The sequence below is a fragment of the Enterobacter sp. I4 genome (genome assembly GCF_022669095.1).
Lineage (GTDB): Bacteria > Pseudomonadota > Gammaproteobacteria > Enterobacterales > Enterobacteriaceae > Enterobacter > Enterobacter pasteurii.
Genome location: NZ_JALBUO010000001.1, coordinates 2,510,835 through 2,526,769, shown reverse-complemented (window position 1 = coordinate 2,526,769; position 15,935 = coordinate 2,510,835). Strand labels below are relative to the sequence as shown.

The 15,935-nt window shown below is 56.6% G+C and carries 18 protein-coding genes; 13 read left to right on the top strand and 5 right to left on the bottom strand.

Annotated elements, in window-relative coordinates:
• Positions 1–2 precede the first annotated feature (2 nt).
• Positions 3–419: a cysteine desulfuration protein SufE gene (sufE, locus tag MOQ06_RS11985; protein WP_176610537.1), complete on the top strand. Its 417-nt coding sequence runs from the start codon at positions 3–5 to the stop codon at positions 417–419.
• 97 nt (positions 420–516) lie between these two features.
• Positions 517–1,530 carry a L,D-transpeptidase family protein gene (locus tag MOQ06_RS11980; protein ID WP_242173114.1) on the top strand — a complete coding sequence of 338 codons (1,014 nt, stop codon included), beginning with the start codon at positions 517–519 and terminating at the stop codon, positions 1,528–1,530.
• A gap of 61 nt (positions 1,531–1,591) precedes the next feature.
• On the opposite strand, the gene lpp is transcribed toward MOQ06_RS11980, so the two are convergent.
• From lpp to MOQ06_RS11960, 4 genes are all read right to left on the bottom strand, one after another.
• A complete protein-coding gene (lpp, locus tag MOQ06_RS11975) occupies positions 1,592–1,828 on the bottom strand; it encodes a murein lipoprotein Lpp (RefSeq protein WP_001082307.1) in 237 nt (78 codons plus the stop codon).
• A 312-nt stretch (positions 1,829–2,140) separates the two neighbouring features.
• Complete coding sequence (pykF, locus tag MOQ06_RS11970; RefSeq protein WP_080327350.1) at positions 2,141–3,562, bottom strand: pyruvate kinase PykF; 1,422 nt, start codon at positions 3,560–3,562, stop codon at positions 2,141–2,143.
• Between the two features lie 377 nt (positions 3,563–3,939).
• Complete coding sequence (locus tag MOQ06_RS11965) at positions 3,940–5,085, bottom strand: PLP-dependent aspartate aminotransferase family protein (protein WP_193356220.1); 1,146 nt, start codon at positions 5,083–5,085, stop codon at positions 3,940–3,942.
• Positions 5,086–5,096: 11 nt separating this feature from the next.
• The gene (locus tag MOQ06_RS11960) at positions 5,097–6,467 is read right to left on the bottom strand and encodes a cystathionine beta-synthase (protein ID WP_242173112.1); all 1,371 of its coding nucleotides are present in this window, start codon (positions 6,465–6,467) and stop codon (positions 5,097–5,099) included.
• 399 nt (positions 6,468–6,866) lie between these two features.
• Here MOQ06_RS11960 and MOQ06_RS11955 point away from each other — a divergent pair, with 399 nt between their 5' ends.
• The 9 genes from MOQ06_RS11955 to MOQ06_RS11915 all read left to right on the top strand — a co-directional run bounded on the left by MOQ06_RS11955 (position 6,867) and on the right by MOQ06_RS11915 (position 14,118).
• Positions 6,867–7,889, top strand: a complete 1,023-nt coding sequence (locus MOQ06_RS11955; protein ID WP_242173110.1) for an ATP-binding cassette domain-containing protein — start codon at positions 6,867–6,869, stop codon at positions 7,887–7,889.
• The gene (locus MOQ06_RS11950; protein WP_148418963.1) at positions 7,882–8,550 is read left to right on the top strand and encodes a methionine ABC transporter permease; all 669 of its coding nucleotides are present in this window, start codon (positions 7,882–7,884) and stop codon (positions 8,548–8,550) included. The genes MOQ06_RS11955 and MOQ06_RS11950 overlap by 8 nt, the downstream gene beginning before the upstream one ends.
• Before the next feature lie 24 nt (positions 8,551–8,574).
• Positions 8,575–9,387, top strand: a complete 813-nt coding sequence (locus tag MOQ06_RS11945; RefSeq protein ID WP_176610530.1) for a MetQ/NlpA family ABC transporter substrate-binding protein — start codon at positions 8,575–8,577, stop codon at positions 9,385–9,387.
• Positions 9,388–9,495: 108 nt separating this feature from the next.
• Positions 9,496–9,723 carry a fumarate hydratase FumD gene (fumD, locus tag MOQ06_RS11940; RefSeq protein WP_148418959.1) on the top strand — a complete coding sequence of 76 codons (228 nt, stop codon included), beginning with the start codon at positions 9,496–9,498 and terminating at the stop codon, positions 9,721–9,723.
• 100 nt (positions 9,724–9,823) lie between these two features.
• Positions 9,824–9,991, top strand: coding sequence for a hypothetical protein (locus MOQ06_RS11935; protein WP_176610529.1), 168 nt, complete (start codon positions 9,824–9,826; stop codon positions 9,989–9,991).
• A gap of 144 nt (positions 9,992–10,135) precedes the next feature.
• Entirely contained in the window at positions 10,136–11,542 is a 1,407-nt protein-coding gene (locus MOQ06_RS11930; protein WP_193356215.1) for a DUF1996 domain-containing protein, read from the top strand.
• A gap of 92 nt (positions 11,543–11,634) precedes the next feature.
• Positions 11,635–12,945, top strand: coding sequence for an ATP-binding protein (locus tag MOQ06_RS11925; RefSeq protein WP_242173108.1), 1,311 nt, complete (start codon positions 11,635–11,637; stop codon positions 12,943–12,945).
• Positions 12,938–13,549 (top strand): LuxR C-terminal-related transcriptional regulator, encoded by a 612-nt coding sequence (locus MOQ06_RS11920; RefSeq protein WP_148418953.1) that lies wholly within the window; start codon positions 12,938–12,940, stop codon positions 13,547–13,549. The genes MOQ06_RS11925 and MOQ06_RS11920 overlap by 8 nt, the downstream gene beginning before the upstream one ends.
• 89 nt (positions 13,550–13,638) lie before the next feature.
• Positions 13,639–14,118, top strand: a complete 480-nt coding sequence (locus MOQ06_RS11915; protein ID WP_176610526.1) for a heme-binding protein — start codon at positions 13,639–13,641, stop codon at positions 14,116–14,118.
• Between the two features lie 38 nt (positions 14,119–14,156).
• Here the strand turns inward: MOQ06_RS11915 and MOQ06_RS11910 are convergent, their stop codons facing one another.
• Positions 14,157–14,297: a hypothetical protein gene (locus MOQ06_RS11910; RefSeq protein ID WP_003857665.1), complete on the bottom strand. Its 141-nt coding sequence runs from the start codon at positions 14,295–14,297 to the stop codon at positions 14,157–14,159.
• A 124-nt stretch (positions 14,298–14,421) separates the two neighbouring features.
• Here MOQ06_RS11910 and MOQ06_RS11905 point away from each other — a divergent pair, with 124 nt between their 5' ends.
• Together MOQ06_RS11905 and MOQ06_RS11900 are read left to right on the top strand one after the other, a co-directional pair.
• A complete protein-coding gene (locus MOQ06_RS11905) occupies positions 14,422–15,204 on the top strand; it encodes an MBL fold metallo-hydrolase (RefSeq protein ID WP_242173106.1) in 783 nt (260 codons plus the stop codon).
• A gap of 72 nt (positions 15,205–15,276) precedes the next feature.
• A complete protein-coding gene (locus MOQ06_RS11900; protein WP_148418947.1) occupies positions 15,277–15,912 on the top strand; it encodes a carbonic anhydrase in 636 nt (211 codons plus the stop codon).
• Positions 15,913–15,935 lie beyond the last annotated feature (23 nt).

Genomic DNA, 15,935 nt, shown 5'->3' with positions numbered 1-15,935 from the left:
AGATGGCAGAATTGCCGGACAGAGATAAATTGCTGCGCAACTTTGGGCGTTGCGCAAACTGGGAAGAAAAATACCTTTATATCATCGAGCTGGGTCAGCGCCTGCCGCCGCTCGGCGAAGAGGCGCATAACCCGGACAACATCATTCAGGGCTGCCAGAGCCAGGTGTGGATCCTGATGCGGCAGAATGACGACGGGGCGATAGAATTTCAGGGCGACAGCGACGCTGCCATCGTAAAGGGGCTGATTGCCGTCGTGTTTATTCTTTATCACCAGATGTCGGCGCAGGATATTGTCGCCTTTGACGTCCGCCCGTGGTTTGAAAAAATGGCCTTAACCCAGCACCTCACTCCGTCCCGCTCCCAGGGGCTGGAAGCGATGATCCGCGCTATCCGCGCCAAAGCCGCAATCCTTAGCTAAACTTACAGAACAGCATTCATTCTGTTTCGCGGGGTGGTTTCCACCTCGCTGGTTTTTCAGCTTTCTGGCGTTCTGCCAGTGAATAAGGAATCTCAGCATGAAGCGCGCGTCTCTAATAACTCTATTACTCCTCGGTTCGCTCGGTGCGCTTAATTCAGCCCGGGCGGTTGATTATCCTTTGCCGCCTGCGGGCAGCCGCCTGATTGGGCAAAATCAGACGTACACCATTCAGGAAGGGGACAATAAACTCCAGGCGATCGCCCGCCGGTTTAATACCGCGGCGCAGCTTATCCTTGAAGCGAATAATACCATTGCGCCGGTGAACCCTGCGCCAGGTACGGCGATCACCATCCCGTCCCAGATGCTGCTCCCGGACACCGAGCGAGAAGGCATCGTGGTGAACCTGGCGGAGCTGCGTCTTTACTTCTACCCGCCGGGTGAAAATATCGTGCAGGTCTATCCGCTGGGTATTGGTCAGCTTGGGCTGGAAACGCCGGTCAGCACCACTCGCGTGAGTCAGAAAATCCCTAACCCAACGTGGACGCCCACAGCGGGCATCAGAGCACGCTCTCTGGCGCAGGGCATTAAACTGCCGCCTGTGGTACCCGCAGGGCCAAATAACCCGCTGGGGCGCTATGCGCTGCGTTTAGGCATCGGGAATGGGGAATATCTCATTCACGGTACCAGCGCGCCGGACAGCGTAGGGCTGCGCGTTAGCTCTGGCTGTATGCGAATGAACGCGCCGGATATTAAAGCGCTGTTTGAAAACGTGCGCGTCGGAACGCGTGTACAGATTATCAATGAGCCAGTTAAATTCTCCGTAGAGCCGGACGGTAAACGCTATATCGAAGTCCACAGGCCGCTGGCACAGGTCGAAGGGGAAAACCCTCAGACGGCATCGTTCACGCACTCTGCGGCGTTCACCGCGTTTGCAGGGGAGGCGGGCAGCGATAAAACGCTTATTGATAAGGCGCTGTCGCGCAGGGCAGGTATCCCGGTAGCCGTTTCAGCGGGCAATGCGCCATCTTCAGGCAGTGCGGTCCTGTCGGTGCAGAACAGTCGGGTATCAGCGGCGGTTGCGGAAGGCGAAGGTGAGAAAGTAACGCAGTAGGCGGTTTGACGCAGACAAAAAAAATGGCGCACAATGTGCGCCATTTTATTAACAGGTACTATTACTTACGGTATTTAGTAGCCTGGTTGTCCAGACGCTGGTTAGCGCGAGCTGCGTCGTCTTTAGCAGCCTGAACGTCGGAACGCATTGCGTTCACGTCGTTGCTCAGCTGGTCAACTTTAGCGTTCAGAGTCTGAACGTCAGAAGACAGCTGATCGATTTTAGCGTTGCTGGAGCAACCTGCCAGCAGAGTAGAACCCAGGATTACCGCGCCCAGTACCAGTTTAGTACGATTCATTATTAATACCCTCTAGATTGAGTTAATCTCCATGTAGCGTTACAAGTATTACACAAACTTTTTTGGGTTGAGAATATTTTTTTGATGGGATTACGCCTATTTTTGATCGTTCGCTCAAAGAAGCAACGAAATCGGCAGTTTTGACGAAAAAGCTATGTTAAAAAAGGCATTTTTCATCGGATTCATCTTAGATAAATCGCGATTAAATAGAGAAACCCGATTTGCTTTTTGAATAGTTCTGGTTAAAGGCGGGAATAAAAAAAGCGTCCCGCAGGACGCTTTTTAACAAAAATATAATTTGTTCGGGAAATATTACAGCACGTGAACAGATGCGGTGTTAGTTGTGCCGGACGGAACCAGAGCACCAGAAACCATTACCACAACGTCGCCTTTCTGTGCCAGGCCGCGGTCAACCAGCTCCAGAGCCACTTCTTTACCCAGACGATAGAAATCATCGGTAGAGGCAATTTCTTTCACCAGGTGTGGGATCACGCCTTTGCTCAGCACCAGCTGACGCGCGGTGGTTTCGTTGGTGGTCAGCGCCAGAATGGTCGCGTCCGGGAAGTATTTACGCACCGCGCGAGCAGATTTACCGCCCTGCGTCGCAACCACAATCAGTGGCGCTTCCAGTTTCTCAGCGGTTTCTACCGCGCCACGGCACACGGCTTCGGTGATGCGCAGTTTACGGCTGTCGTTGTTGTAATCCAGGCGGCTCTTCATCACGCGGTCGGTACGCTCACAGATGGTCGCCATGATGCTGACCGCTTCCAGAGGATATTTACCTTTAGCAGACTCGCCAGAAAGCATTACCGCATCGGTGCCGTCGAGGATGGCGTTAGCCACGTCGCCAGCTTCTGCGCGGGTAGGGCGTGGGTTTTTGATCATGGAGTCCAGCATCTGCGTGGCGGTGATAACCACCTTACGCGCGCGAACACACTTCTCGATCATCATCTTCTGCGCGAAGATCACTTCTTCAACCGGGATTTCAACGCCCAGGTCGCCACGCGCAACCATGATACCGTCAGACGCTTCGAGGATTTCGTCGAAATTGTTCAGGCCTTCCTGGTTTTCAATTTTGGAGATGATCTGGATCTTCTCGCCGCCGTGCGCTTTCAGGTGCTCGCGGATTTCAACCACGTCAGAACGCTTACGGATAAAGGACGCCGCAACGAAGTCAACGCCCTGTTCGCAACCGAAGATCAGGTCTTGCTTGTCTTTTTCAGCCAGCGCCGGCAGCGCAATGGAAACGCCCGGCAGGTTAACGCCTTTGTTTTCGCCCAGGTCGCCGTTGTTCAGCACTTTACAGATAACCTTGTTACCTTCGATGGCGGTGACTTCCATGCCGATCAGGCCGTCATCCACCAGAACGGTGTTGCCGACAGACAGATCGCTGGTAAAGCCTTCATAGGTTACTGCAACGATTTCGTTGTTACCTACCACGGACTTGTCGGTGGTGAAGGTGAAGGTCTGGCCCGCTTTCAGCGAAACGTCGTTACCGCCTTCCAGCTTAATGGTACGGATTTCAGGACCTTTGGTGTCGAGCAGAATCGCGGCTTTTTTACCGGTTTTGCTCATGACGTTGCGCAAGTTCTGGATACGCTGACCGTGTTCAGCATAGTCACCGTGGGAGAAGTTCAGACGCATCACGTTCATGCCGGCATCCAGCATTTTGCTCAGCATCTCTTCGGATTCGGTTTTCGGGCCGATAGTACAAACAATTTTCGTCTTTTTCATGACAGTCTTAGTCTTTAAGTTGGGAAGGATATGGAAATCTCGCTCCGGGGGCGCACCGCCGCGGAGTCAAACCTGTGTTGCGAAAGAGTCTATGACACGCACTAAGAATAGGTGACATCACATGAGCGTGCAGAAGAAAGTGTGCCTGAGTGCCAGCCCAACGAAGGAGAGGAGAAGTTGTACGTTGTTTTTTGTATTCCAAGCGCTGAAACCATTCACCAGGGGTTTGGCGCGCATTATACGCTGATTCAACGCAAAAAGGAAAATGGAAACGGTGTTTCAAAAACAATCTGTGCAGATTCACATAAGTTTGTTATCAAGGCGTTAAGGCATAATGTCATCTTATGAAGGCAGGCGGTACGCCCGCCGTCTTTTGCTCACTTTTCCAGCGCCTGCTGGAGGTCCGCGATCAGATCGTTTGCATCTTCAATTCCCACCGACAGGCGGATGAGCTGCGGCACAATGCCGTTCGCAAGCCGTTGCGCGAGGGGAATGGAGGCGTGGGTCATACTGTAGGGCTGGCTCACCAGGCTCTCCACGCCACCCAGGCTTTCTGCCAGGGTAAAAAGCCTCAGGCTGCGGATCGCGTCTGTTGCGCGTTGCGCATCTCCCTTTATTACTACGGAAATCATGCCGCCCGGTAGCGCCATCTGGCGGCGGGCAAGCGCGTGCTGCGGGTGTGACGCCAGCCCGGGATAGAACACGCTTTCAACCTGCGGATGCTGCTCCAGCCATTGCGCAATCGCCAGCGCGTTGGCGCTATGCTTTTCCATACGCAGGGAAAGGGTGCGGATCCCCCGCAGGGTCAGGAAGCTGCTGAACGGATCCAGAACACCGCCAACCGCGTTTTGCAGATAGCCGAGGCGCTCCGCCAGCTCGTTATCGGCCCCGACCACCGCCAGCCCGGCGACCACGTCTGAATGGCCGTTGAGATATTTGGTGGCGGAGTGCACCACGATGTCAAAACCCGATGCCAGGGGGCGATGAATGACCGGGGAGGCGAAGGTATTATCGGCCACGCTGATGACGTTATGGCGCCGGGCGACGTCCGCGATGGCCGCCAGATCGGCCAGCTTCAGCAGCGGGTTGGTCGGCGTTTCTACCCAGATCATCCGGGTGTCCGGGCGAATGGCGGCCTCAAGACCGGCTAAATCGTCCGGCTTAACCCAGCTCACCTGTAGCCCGGCGCTGCGCTTGCGGACGTTTTCAATCAGGCGATACGTACCGCCATACACGTCATCAATGGCGACAATATGGCTGTCTTTGTCCAGCAGCTCCAGCACGGTGGAGATGGCCGCCAGGCCGGAGGCAAACGCGTATCCGCGCGTGCCGCCTTCCAGTTCGGCGATGGCGGTTTCCAGCGCGTGGCGGGTCGGGTTGCCGCTGCGCGAGTATTCATAGCCGGTGTGCTCACCCGGCGACGGTTGCGCAAACGTCGAGGTGGCGTAAATAGGCGGCATGACGGCGCCGTGCCGATCGCGATACTCGCCGCTGTGTACGCTGAGGGTTGCCAGATTTTTCATCGTTTGTTCCTTTATTTTTGCAGACGGTTGCGCCACGCGGTGAGAACGTCGCTGCGCGTAATCAGACCCAGAAAGCGGTCCTGGTCATAGATAATGGCGACCAGGCCACGGTCAAAAATGGCGTGCAGCGCGCTCTCCGGCGCCTGCTTATCCAGAGACTCGACCTGCCGGGTCATGGCCGCCGTCACGGGGAGGGAGAAGCGTTCCCCGTCTCCGCCGATGTGCCGGAGCAGGTCCCATTCGTCAACGATGCCGATGACCTTATCGTTATCGAGCACCGGCAGCTGCGAGATATCGTACAGGCGCATGCGGGCCAGCACGGTGGAAAGGGTGTCATCCGGCGCGGCGGTGACCGTCGCGCCTTCATCATGCCGCAGGGCGATATAGTCGGAGAGATCGCCTGCCCGGGGGCGCGAGATAAGTCCCTGCTGGCGCATCCAGTCGTCGTTGAACATCTTTGAGAGATATTTATTGCCGCTGTCGCACGCGAAGGTGACCACGCGTTTCGGCGTAGTTTGTGCCTGACAGTATTTCAGCGCCGCCGCCAGCAGCGTGCCGCTGGAGGAGCCCGCCAGGATCCCCTCCGTTTTCAGTAGCTCACGCGCGGTGGCGAACGCTTCGCGATCGGTAATGCGCCAGGCGCGCTCCACCCCTTCGATATGCGCCAGAGGGGGGATAAAGTCCTCGCCAATCCCTTCAACCAGCCACGACCCGGCATCGTGATAGCGCCCGGTCTCGACCTGGTCCGCCAGCACCGACCCGGCCGGATCGGCAAGCACAAATTCCGTGTGCGGCGAGTGTTCAGCGAACCACGCCTGCAGGCCGCCCAGCGTACCGCCGGATCCAACGCCGACGACGATGGCGTCGATTTGCCCGTCAAGCTGTGCAAAGAGTTCAGGAGCGGTAGTGGTGCGGTGCGCCAGCGGGTTGGCCTCGTTATTGAACTGGTCAATATAAAACGCGCCAGGCACCTCGTTCGCCAGGCGCCGGGCGTAATCCTGGTAATAGGCCGGATGGCCCTTGTTCACATCAGAGCGGGTCAGCACAACCTGCGCGCCCAGCGCCCGCAGGTGGAAAATCTTCTCGCGGCTCATTTTGTCCGGCACGACCAGCATCAGCGCGTAGCCTTTCTGCGCGGCAATCAGCGCCAGCCCCAGCCCGGTATTCCCCGCCGTGGCTTCGATAATGGTGCCACCGGGCTGAAGCCGCCCCGTACGCTCGGCTTCGTTAATCATCGACAGCGCGACGCGGTCTTTGATCGAGCCGCCGGGGTTCTGGTTTTCCAGCTTGATGAACAGCGAGCAGGGGCCGGTATCAAGCTTGTGCAGCTGCATAACCGGCGTGCGGCCAATCATTTCGGTGACGGAGTGGTAGATCGTCATGGTTATTTCCTGTCAGGAGGTCATGACCGGATGATAGGACCACGAAATTTGCTCAATAAAGAACGTTTCACCAGGTTTTAGAACGGAAAGGAATATTCATCATGTTTTCAGACGCAAGGACAGCGAGACGTAAAGTTGTCTGGATGTGGGGATGGCTATACGCGCTAAAAATGCTGTAAAAATAGACGATTTTATCGGTTGCCGCCGGGCTGCTATGCCTCTGGCAGATAACCATTTCTGATATTCATCTAAGCCTTTCCCGCCAGCCGCTCTGCTGCTTATTTCATGACGTTATATGAAATTCCTTTTTGGTCATTTAAAAGCTGATAACGGCTGTTTACTATCGTTTGGACATCCATACTGCTAAACCGCTATATGCGAAACGGATAACCCATAAGAATGATCGTACTCAGCAATATTTCGAAGGTTTTTGATAACGGAAAGGCGTCGCTCACCGCCGTTGATAACGTCAATCTGACGATAGAGCAGGGACAGATTTATGGAATTATCGGCTACAGCGGGGCCGGAAAAAGCACGCTGATCCGCCTGCTGAACGGGCTGGAAAAGCCGAGCGCCGGAAGCGTCACCATCAACGGACAGGATATCTCAGCCGCAAAAGGGGAAGCGCTGCGTCAGGCACGCCTGAAAATCAGCATGGTGTTCCAGCACTTTAACCTGCTCTGGTCGCGCACGGTGCGGGAAAACATCGCCTTTTCGATGCAAATTGCCGGTGTGCCAAAAGCGCAAATTCAGGCCCGCGTCGCCGAGCTGGTGGAGCTGGTCGGCCTGAAGGGGCGCGAGAATGCCTACCCGTCGCAGCTGAGCGGCGGACAAAAACAGCGCGTTGGGATTGCCCGCGCGCTGGCCAACCATCCGGACGTGCTGCTGTGTGACGAAGCGACTTCCGCGCTGGATCCGCAGACCACCGATCAGATCCTCGATCTGCTTCTGGACATTAACCGCCGTTTTAACCTGACCATCGTGCTGATCACCCACGAGATGCACGTGGTGCGCAAAATCTGCGATCGCGTGGCGGTGATGGAGAACGGCAGGGTGGTGGAAGAGGGCGACGTGCTGAGCGTATTTACGCATCCGCAGCAGCCGATCTCCCGTCAGTTCGTCCGTCAGGTAAGCCAGTACGCCGAAGACGAAACCTTTAATACGGAACTGGCAACCGGGCTGGAAGGCACGATTATCAGGCTGACCTTTACGGGACACAGCACGCACAGGCCGATCGTGGGTGAGCTGACCCTGCGCTACGGCCTGCCGTTTAACATCCTGCACGGGAAAATGACGCAAACCGCCCACGGCGTTTTCGGGCAGCTCTGGGTGCACGTGGCGGCCTCCGATGAACAACTGAACAATATCCTCGCCGACCTGAAGCAAAGCGATATTGAAGGCGAGGTAATTAAGCATGGCTGAAAATCTTTTTCCGCACCTGAAGTGGGATCAGCTGTGGGCTGCAACGCAGGAGACGCTCTACATGACCGCGCTTTCGGGCGTGGCGACCTTTATTCTGGGGATCGCGCTTGGTCTGGCGCTGTTTTTAACCGCCCGCGGCGGGTTGTTCCACAACCGCACGGTCTACAGCGTGATTTCGATAGTGGTGAACGTGTTTCGTTCTATCCCGTTCATCATTCTCATCGTCCTGCTGATCCCGTTCACCAAGACCATCGTGGGCACCATTCTTGGCGCCAACGCCGCGCTGCCCGCCCTGATTGTTGGTGCCGCGCCGTTTTACGCCCGCCTGGTCGAGATTGCCCTGCGTGAAGTGGATAAAGGGGTTATTGAAGCCACGCGCTCGATGGGCGCACGGCTGAGCACGCTCGTGTTTCGGGTTTTACTGCCGGAATCCTCACCCGCCCTGGTGTCAGGAATGACGGTGACGCTGATTGCGCTGGTGAGCTACAGCGCAATGGCAGGGGTAATTGGTGCCGGCGGCTTGGGAAATCTGGCTTATCTGGAAGGATTCCAGCGCAACCATGGTGACGTCACGCTGGTGGCAACGGTGACCATTTTAATCATCGTTTTCATTATCCAGTTCTGCGGCGATGTCATCACATCACTGTTAGATAAACGCTAATAAATACACACAGGAACCATCATCATGAAAAAAACGCTGACGCTGATCGCCGCAGCCACCCTGAGCGCCCTGAGCTTCGCCTCCTGGGCTGACACCCTGACCGTGGGCGCCTCCAACACGCCGCACGCCGAAATTCTGGAGCAGGCGAAGCCGATCCTGGCGAAGCAGGGTATCGATCTGGAGATTAAACCGTTTCAGGACTACATTCTGCCAAACACCGCGCTGGCCGGACGCGACATCGACGCTAACTACTTCCAGCACGTTCCTTATCTGAACAGCGTGCTGAAAGATCACGCGGGCGATAAGGAGTATGATTTCGTGAGTGCGGGCGCGATCCACATCGAGCCAATCGGCATTTATTCCAAAAAATACAAATCGCTGAAGGATCTGCCGGAGGGCGGCAAAATCATTATGCGTGACGCGGTTTCCGAGGAAGGCCGTATTCTGTCTATCTTCGAAAAAGAGGGCGTGATCAAGCTCAAGCCAGGCATTGATAAAGTGACCGCGCGGATCAGCGATATCGTTGAAAACCCGAAAAAGCTGCAGTTTACCCCTAACGTTGAAGCCTCTCTGCTGCCGCAGATGTACAACAACGACGAAGGTGCGGCGGTGGTGATCAACGCCAACTACGCCATCGATGCAGGCCTGGATCCGGTACACGACCCGATTGCGGTTGAGAGCGGTGAAAACAACCCGTACGCCAACATCATTACCGTCCATCGCGGAGACGAGAAGAAGAAAGATATCGTCGCGCTGGTGAACGTGCTGCACTCCAAAGAGATCCAGGACTGGATCCGCACCAAATACAAAGGCGCGGTGATCCCGGTAAATAACTAATCTTCTGATTTTTAAGATGAAGCCCGGCGGGAAATACGCCGGGCTTCTTTTTTGTATCCAGCCAACGAATCATTTAAGCTGACGCTTTAGGGCAACGGAGTGATGACAATGGGCAATGTGACCAAAGACGAAGCGCTGTATCAGGAGATGTGCCGGGTGGTAGGCAAGGTCGTTCTCGAAATGCGTGATTTAGGCCAGGAGCCGAAGCATATTGTCATTGCGGGCGTATTGCGTACCGCGCTGGCGAACCAGCGCGTTAAGCGCAGCGAGCTGACAACCAAAGCGATGGAAACGGTGGTAAAAGCGCTGTCCGGCCATGACGTCAGCGCGTCGTGAGTTACTCAGATCCCGCATATCAACAGCCATTATTGTTATTTCCCCTTCATGGCTAACGCGTGCTTAACTGAGTTCCGGTTAAGCGAGAAGGGTGATGACGATGAAAAAGTGGATAAGCACGTTACGGCGGTTTTTTGCGGCCCGACCAGCGAGTGCGGAGAACAGCGCGCAACGTGTTCTTGAGTCAGTATTGCCCGTCGCCAGCCTGTACGGCGTGGACGTAGCCAACATTGACCCGGAGTGGTTCAATGATAAAACGTCACGCTGAACTGCGCCGGACGCGCGAAACGTACTGGAATGAGCTGTGCGTGATGCGTGTAAAGCAGGGATGAGCGGAAAAATACGCGGGTAAATCCTCGGTAAACCGCAGCCGTTTTGCTACCACTATCTCCTCTCAACGATGGAGATAATAATGAAACGGACAGTATTAACCCCGGCACTTTCTGCCACCGCTTTACTGATTGCCATGCAGGCGGCACACGCCGGGCCACAGGCGCACGTTGTCTGCGCTTACTCCCACACCCTCGGCGACGATGCCATTATGATGTACGGCATGCCCAACGAGGCCATGCTGCACGACTTCTTTGGCAACGAACAGGCGGATGCTTACGCCAGCCGTGAATCGCTGCGCGCGCATGAAAAGACCACCTGCGATAATAAAGCAGACGGCTCGGCCTACTGGGCCCCTTCGCTGAAGCTGCCTGACGGAACGGTGGTTAAACCCGCCTATCAAAAAACCTATTATCAGGCATCGAACGTTGACGCCTGGCCGCTGCACCCTTTCCCGGCGGGGCTGTCGCTGCTGGCAGGCGACCATCATGGTACCGCGCCGAACCCACATATCACCTTCCTGTGCGCCAACGGCAGGGGCTACACCACCAAAACGGGTGAGGTTTGCGGCCTGCGCAAGGCGAACGATGCCGTGCAGTTTAATATCGGCATTCAGTTCCCGAACTGCTGGGACGGGGTAAACCTGAAGCCCGCCCACGGCCTGGCCAACGCCACCTACGATACCAGAGGGCAGTGCCCGTCCGCCTTCCCGGTGAAAATCCCGACCGTTAACATGAATGTTGCGTACGTGCTACCGACGATCGACTCTCTGGATACCAGCAAAGTGCAGCTCTCCCTCGATCCAATCATGCACGGAGACGAGCGCGAAGAGCGGTGGGGAAGCCTGTATACCGCTCATGCTGACTTTATGAACGGCTGGACGGAAGATGCCGCGCGCTTTATGACCGACCTGTGCATGAACCGCGGAATGGATTGCGGCACCACCGTTCCGTATGGTTATTCGAAACCGAAGGCCAACGTCTGGCTCAGCAGCCTGGAGCCAGCGCTTTCCCAGCCGGATCCGCAGGTTCTGCTGGTGCAGGATAACTGGAAGAACGGCGGACGCACGCGCAACAGCGAAACGCTGTCGCTGGTGAAGTTCCGCATTCCGCCGCTGCCTGCCGGGCAGGACCCCTCGCAGTTTAAATACCGCGTGCGTATCTACGGCGGGAAAGTGGAAACTAACGGCGCGGACCAAATCTTCTTCTATCCGGCGAGCAACGACTGGGATCCGGCCAGCGTGAGCTGGCATTCGCGACCGTCCTGTAACTACCGTTCGGATGCGATTCTTTACCTGAACCACTCCCGGGAATACCGGATGGTGGATGTCGATAAAGCGGTGCGCAAGGCGCTGGCAGAAGGCAAAACCGAGATCTCATGGTACATCGGCGGCGATCGTCAGGGAAACCACTATCAGTTTGACGCGGCATCCTCCCCACAGGGCCCGATCCTCATGCTGACCGGTTTTAGCAGAACGCCGGAGATCTGATAACGTCCGCGTTTTTTTGTTCTCATCAGCGTTAACTGGTAATGTCGACAGCCTGAATGACTGCGCCCGTTAACGCTATGAGCTTAAAAAAGATGATAAAGCGCAGCATCGCTGCATGGGTGGCGGTCTGCCTGATAAGCGGTGTGCTGCTGTATGCGGAACAGATACGTCGCCAGTACTGGGAGCGCGATCGCGAGTTTACGGCACGCTATTCGGCGATCGGCGCGGTGCTGACGCAAAACGAATCGGTGCTTCCGCTTCTGAGCGGCGATGAAGATATCTCCGCGTTACGCAAAAAGTTTCCTTCTGTCCTGGCCCTGGAAAAAACCGCGGGGCGTGCGCTGGACGCCCCGCGCGTGGAGCCGTTTAGCGGGGTGCGGTACTGGTTATACAATCCCTGGCGGCAGATACGCGTGCTGGTCGACCTAAGCGCGCTGATTCCCGCGCGCCATAGCTTCGCGCAGCTGCATCTTAACGTCACGAACGGCGATGATCCGCCATCCTCCGGCGCTTTCTGGCGCTGGCAGCGCGCTTTCCCGCAGCATACCCAGCCCTTCGTTCTTACAGCCGAGGCAGAGCCTGACTGGTTCAGCGTTTCCCTGCTGCCTTACCTGCTGCTCTTTCTGACGTGGGGGGTAGCGATTGCGGGCGTGGGAAGCGTGCTCTGGCAGCGCAAACAGCGGCAGCAGGCCGAGCAGCGCGCCCGCTATTATCAGCATGCCAGGCTTAACACGCTGGGGGAGATCACCGCGGGCATTGTCCATGAAATTAACCAGCCGCTTACCGCCGTGCAAACCTGGATCCAGGGGGCGCAGCGACAGCTCGAGGCTAATCCGCAGGCCGTGCCGCAGGCGCTTGCGGCCGCGCTGCTGCAAACGCAGCGCATCAGCGCCCTGCTGACGCGCTTTCGCGAGCATGTGGTACAGGAGAAGGTGACCCTGCGCGAAACCGATCTGGTGCAGTGCTGGCAGCAGGTTGAGAGCCTGCTGGAGCACGAGCGCAAATCGAACCGTATCGCGGTCATCCATGCGTTTGCAGCGGATGCCACGACCGTGCTGGCAGACAGGCTCTGGCTGGAGCAGATACTGCACAACCTGCTCAGCAACGCGATTCAGGCTCAGCAGGAGAGCACGCACGGCTGGGTGCGGATCGACAGCCAGAAAAACGAGAAGGGCATTCTGGTCACGCTTACCGACGGCGGGCCGGGATTTAGCCCGGAGGCCCTGCAAAACGCCTTTATGCCCTTCTTTAGCGGACGCCCCGGCGGAACGGGGCTGGGGATGACGTTAACGGAAACGCTAATAACCCGCATGAACGGCTCGATCGCGCTGGGCAACGCCCCGCAGGGCGGGGCGCAGATCCGGTTGCAGCTGGCAGAAGGTAAGGAGACAAAGCATGGATAAGGTGGTCTGGCTCATCGATGACGATGAGTCCATCAGGGAATCATTGACGTTTTTACTCTCCGGAATGGGCTGGCAGGTTAAGGCATTCGAGAGCGTCGATGCCTTTACGCTGGCGCACGGCGGCGAAACGGCGCTTGTCGGCTGTCTGCTGCTGGATATGCGCATGCCGGGCAAGGGCGGGCTTGCCTGGCTGGAAGAGGGTGAATGGCCCTGGCCGCTGCTGCCGGTCGTTATCATGACCGGGCACGGAACGGTCGACGCCTGCCGTCGCGCGTTTCGCAACGGCGTGTTTGAGTTCTTCACCAAACCCCTGGATGCCGACAGGCTTATCGAAACGGTTGGCATGGCTTTCGAAGAGAGCCTGCGGCGATCTGCCGCCTGGCAGGATATCTCGCGGATTAAAGCGCGATTCGAACAGCTAACCGCGCGGGAGCACGAGGTGCTGAGCGTGCTGATGGAAGGATGCAGCAACAAAGAGGCGGCTGCGCGTCTTAACCTCTCCCCGAGGACCGTGGAAGCGCACCGCGCGGCGGCGTTTGCCAAGCTTGGCGTCAGCAGCCTGGTTCAGGCGAGCCGGGAATATGACAAATTGCAATCCGTATAACTACCAGGTGGAGTGCGTAATCAACCGAATTACGCGTAGACGCGCGCTTCAGTAATCTCGGGTTGTCTCCCAACACTCGAGGAAGTGCAATGAAAAAAGTATTGATGGTAGCGGCACTGGTCGCGGGTAGCGTAAGCCTGGCTGCACGGGCGGATGCGCTGAATCAGAAAAGCCTCTCTCTGGCACAGGCTAACGCGCTGGCAACGTCCGCCGTTCAGGCCTGTATGGCAAAGCACTATCAGGTTACGGTGACCGTGGTTGACCGCGCAGGGGTTGTTAAGGCGGTGCAGCGCACGGATAACGCTGGCCCACATACGGTAAAAGCCAGCGAAATGAAGGCCTATACCGCGCTGAGTACGAAAAACGCGTCAGGTAAGGTAATGGAAGCTGCACAGACTAACGCGGGCGCGCAGAATATGCGTGATGTTCCCGGCTTCCTGCTGCTGGCGGGTGGTTTACCTATAAAAGAGGGCGATGAGGTGATTGGGGCGATTGGCATCGGCGGCGCGCCGGGCGGTCATCTTGATGAAGCCTGTGCCCAGGCGGCCATTGACGGGGCCGGACAGTAATTCATAAAAAAAGCACCGGCATGGCCGGTGCTCTGTATTCAGATCTTGCAGGCATCGCCGCAGTCGTCATCGGCGACGATCGCCTGGGCTTTTTTATCCGCGTCGTCAAGACGTTCCGCGTTACGCTCTTCTGCTTCATCCAGCCCGTTAAAGACTAAGTTATCGAGATCAATTTCCATGTGGCACCTGCGTTTTCAGTTTTTGATACCGGCAGAGTATAAGCCAAAAAAACCGGGCAGTGCACCTCGCAGCACATAAGGATAATCCCTGCCATACTCAGAGCTTTATTGCTGAGGAAAGCTGATGATTACGCTCTGTAAAACCTGCGGTACCGCTTACGATGAACAGCCCATTAACTGTCCAGTTTGTGACGATGAGCGTCAGTATGTTCCGGTAACGGGGCAGGCATGGATAGATTTCAACAGCCTTACCGCCACGCACGTTAACAAATGGCAGCAGCTGGAGCCCCATCTGTTCAGCATCAAAACCGTACCGTCCTTTGCCATCAACCAGCGGGCAATCCTGCTGCGCACGCCGCACGGCAATATCCTGTGGGACTGCATCGCTAACCTCGATCCGGCGACCATAACGCTGGTTGAAGCGCTCGGCGGGATTAGCGCGATCGCGATTTCGCATCCGCATTACTACACCACCATGCAGGAGTGGGCCGGAGCGTTTAACGCACCGATCTACCTTCACGCCAGCGATCGGCAGTGGGTAATGCGCGACAGCCCGGCGATACGCTTCTGGGAAGACGACGCTCTTGAAATTTTGCCGTCAGTGACCCTGCTGCGGCTTGGCGGCCATTTTGCCGGCGGCACGGTGCTGCACTGGCAGTCGGGGGAGGGCGTGTTGCTGGCGGGGGACATCTTGCAGGTCACGCCGGGTAAAGACGCCGTGTCGTTCATGTGGAGCTATCCGAATATGCTGCCGCTGCCTGCCAGCACCGTCGAGTCCGTGACCCGCAGGCTTACGGGGAAAAAGTTTGCGCGCCTGTACGGGGCGTTTGAGGGGCAAAACATAGCGGCGAGCGCGGATGAGATAGTCCAGCGGTCGGGCCAGAAATATATTGCTTGTCTCCGCTAAGGCACGGTGGTTAAATTTTACGAGTGTGATCGCGATCATACCTAAACTAAAACAGATAAAAGAGAAATGGCTATGCAACATATCATTGAAGGTTTTCTCAGCTTTCAAAAAGAGATTTTCCCGCAACGTAAAGAGCTCTTTCGTAGTTTAGCGTCCAGTCAGAATCCCAAAGCGCTGTTCATCTCCTGCTCCGACAGCCGTCTGGTCCCGGAACTGGTTACCCAGCAAGAGCCAGGACAGCTCTTTGTCATTCGAAACGCCGGCAATATCGTGCCTCCGTTCGGGCCGGAGCCAGGCGGTGTCTCTGCGACAATCGAGTACGCGGTGGTGGCGCTGGGCGTAACCGACATCGTTATCTGCGGCCACTCAAACTGCGGTGCGATGAAGGCGATTGCTGACAACGCCGATCTGGAGCCAATGCCGGCCGTTTCCCACTGGCTGCGCTATTCCGATGCGGCAAAAGCGGTGGTGGAGAAGAAAGCCTGGGATAAGCCGATCGACAAAGTGAATGCGATGGTGCAGGAGAACGTTTTTGCGCAGCTGAGCAACATCAAGACCCATCCGTCCGTGGCGGTAGGCCTGCGCAACAACGCCATTCGCCTGCACGGCTGGGTGTATGATATTGAAAGCGGCAAAATTCTTGCCCTGGACAAGAACACCAAAACGTTCGTATCGCTGTCGGAAAACCCGGAAGTGTACTTCGAGTAATCCGACGCTCAGGGCAGGGATGC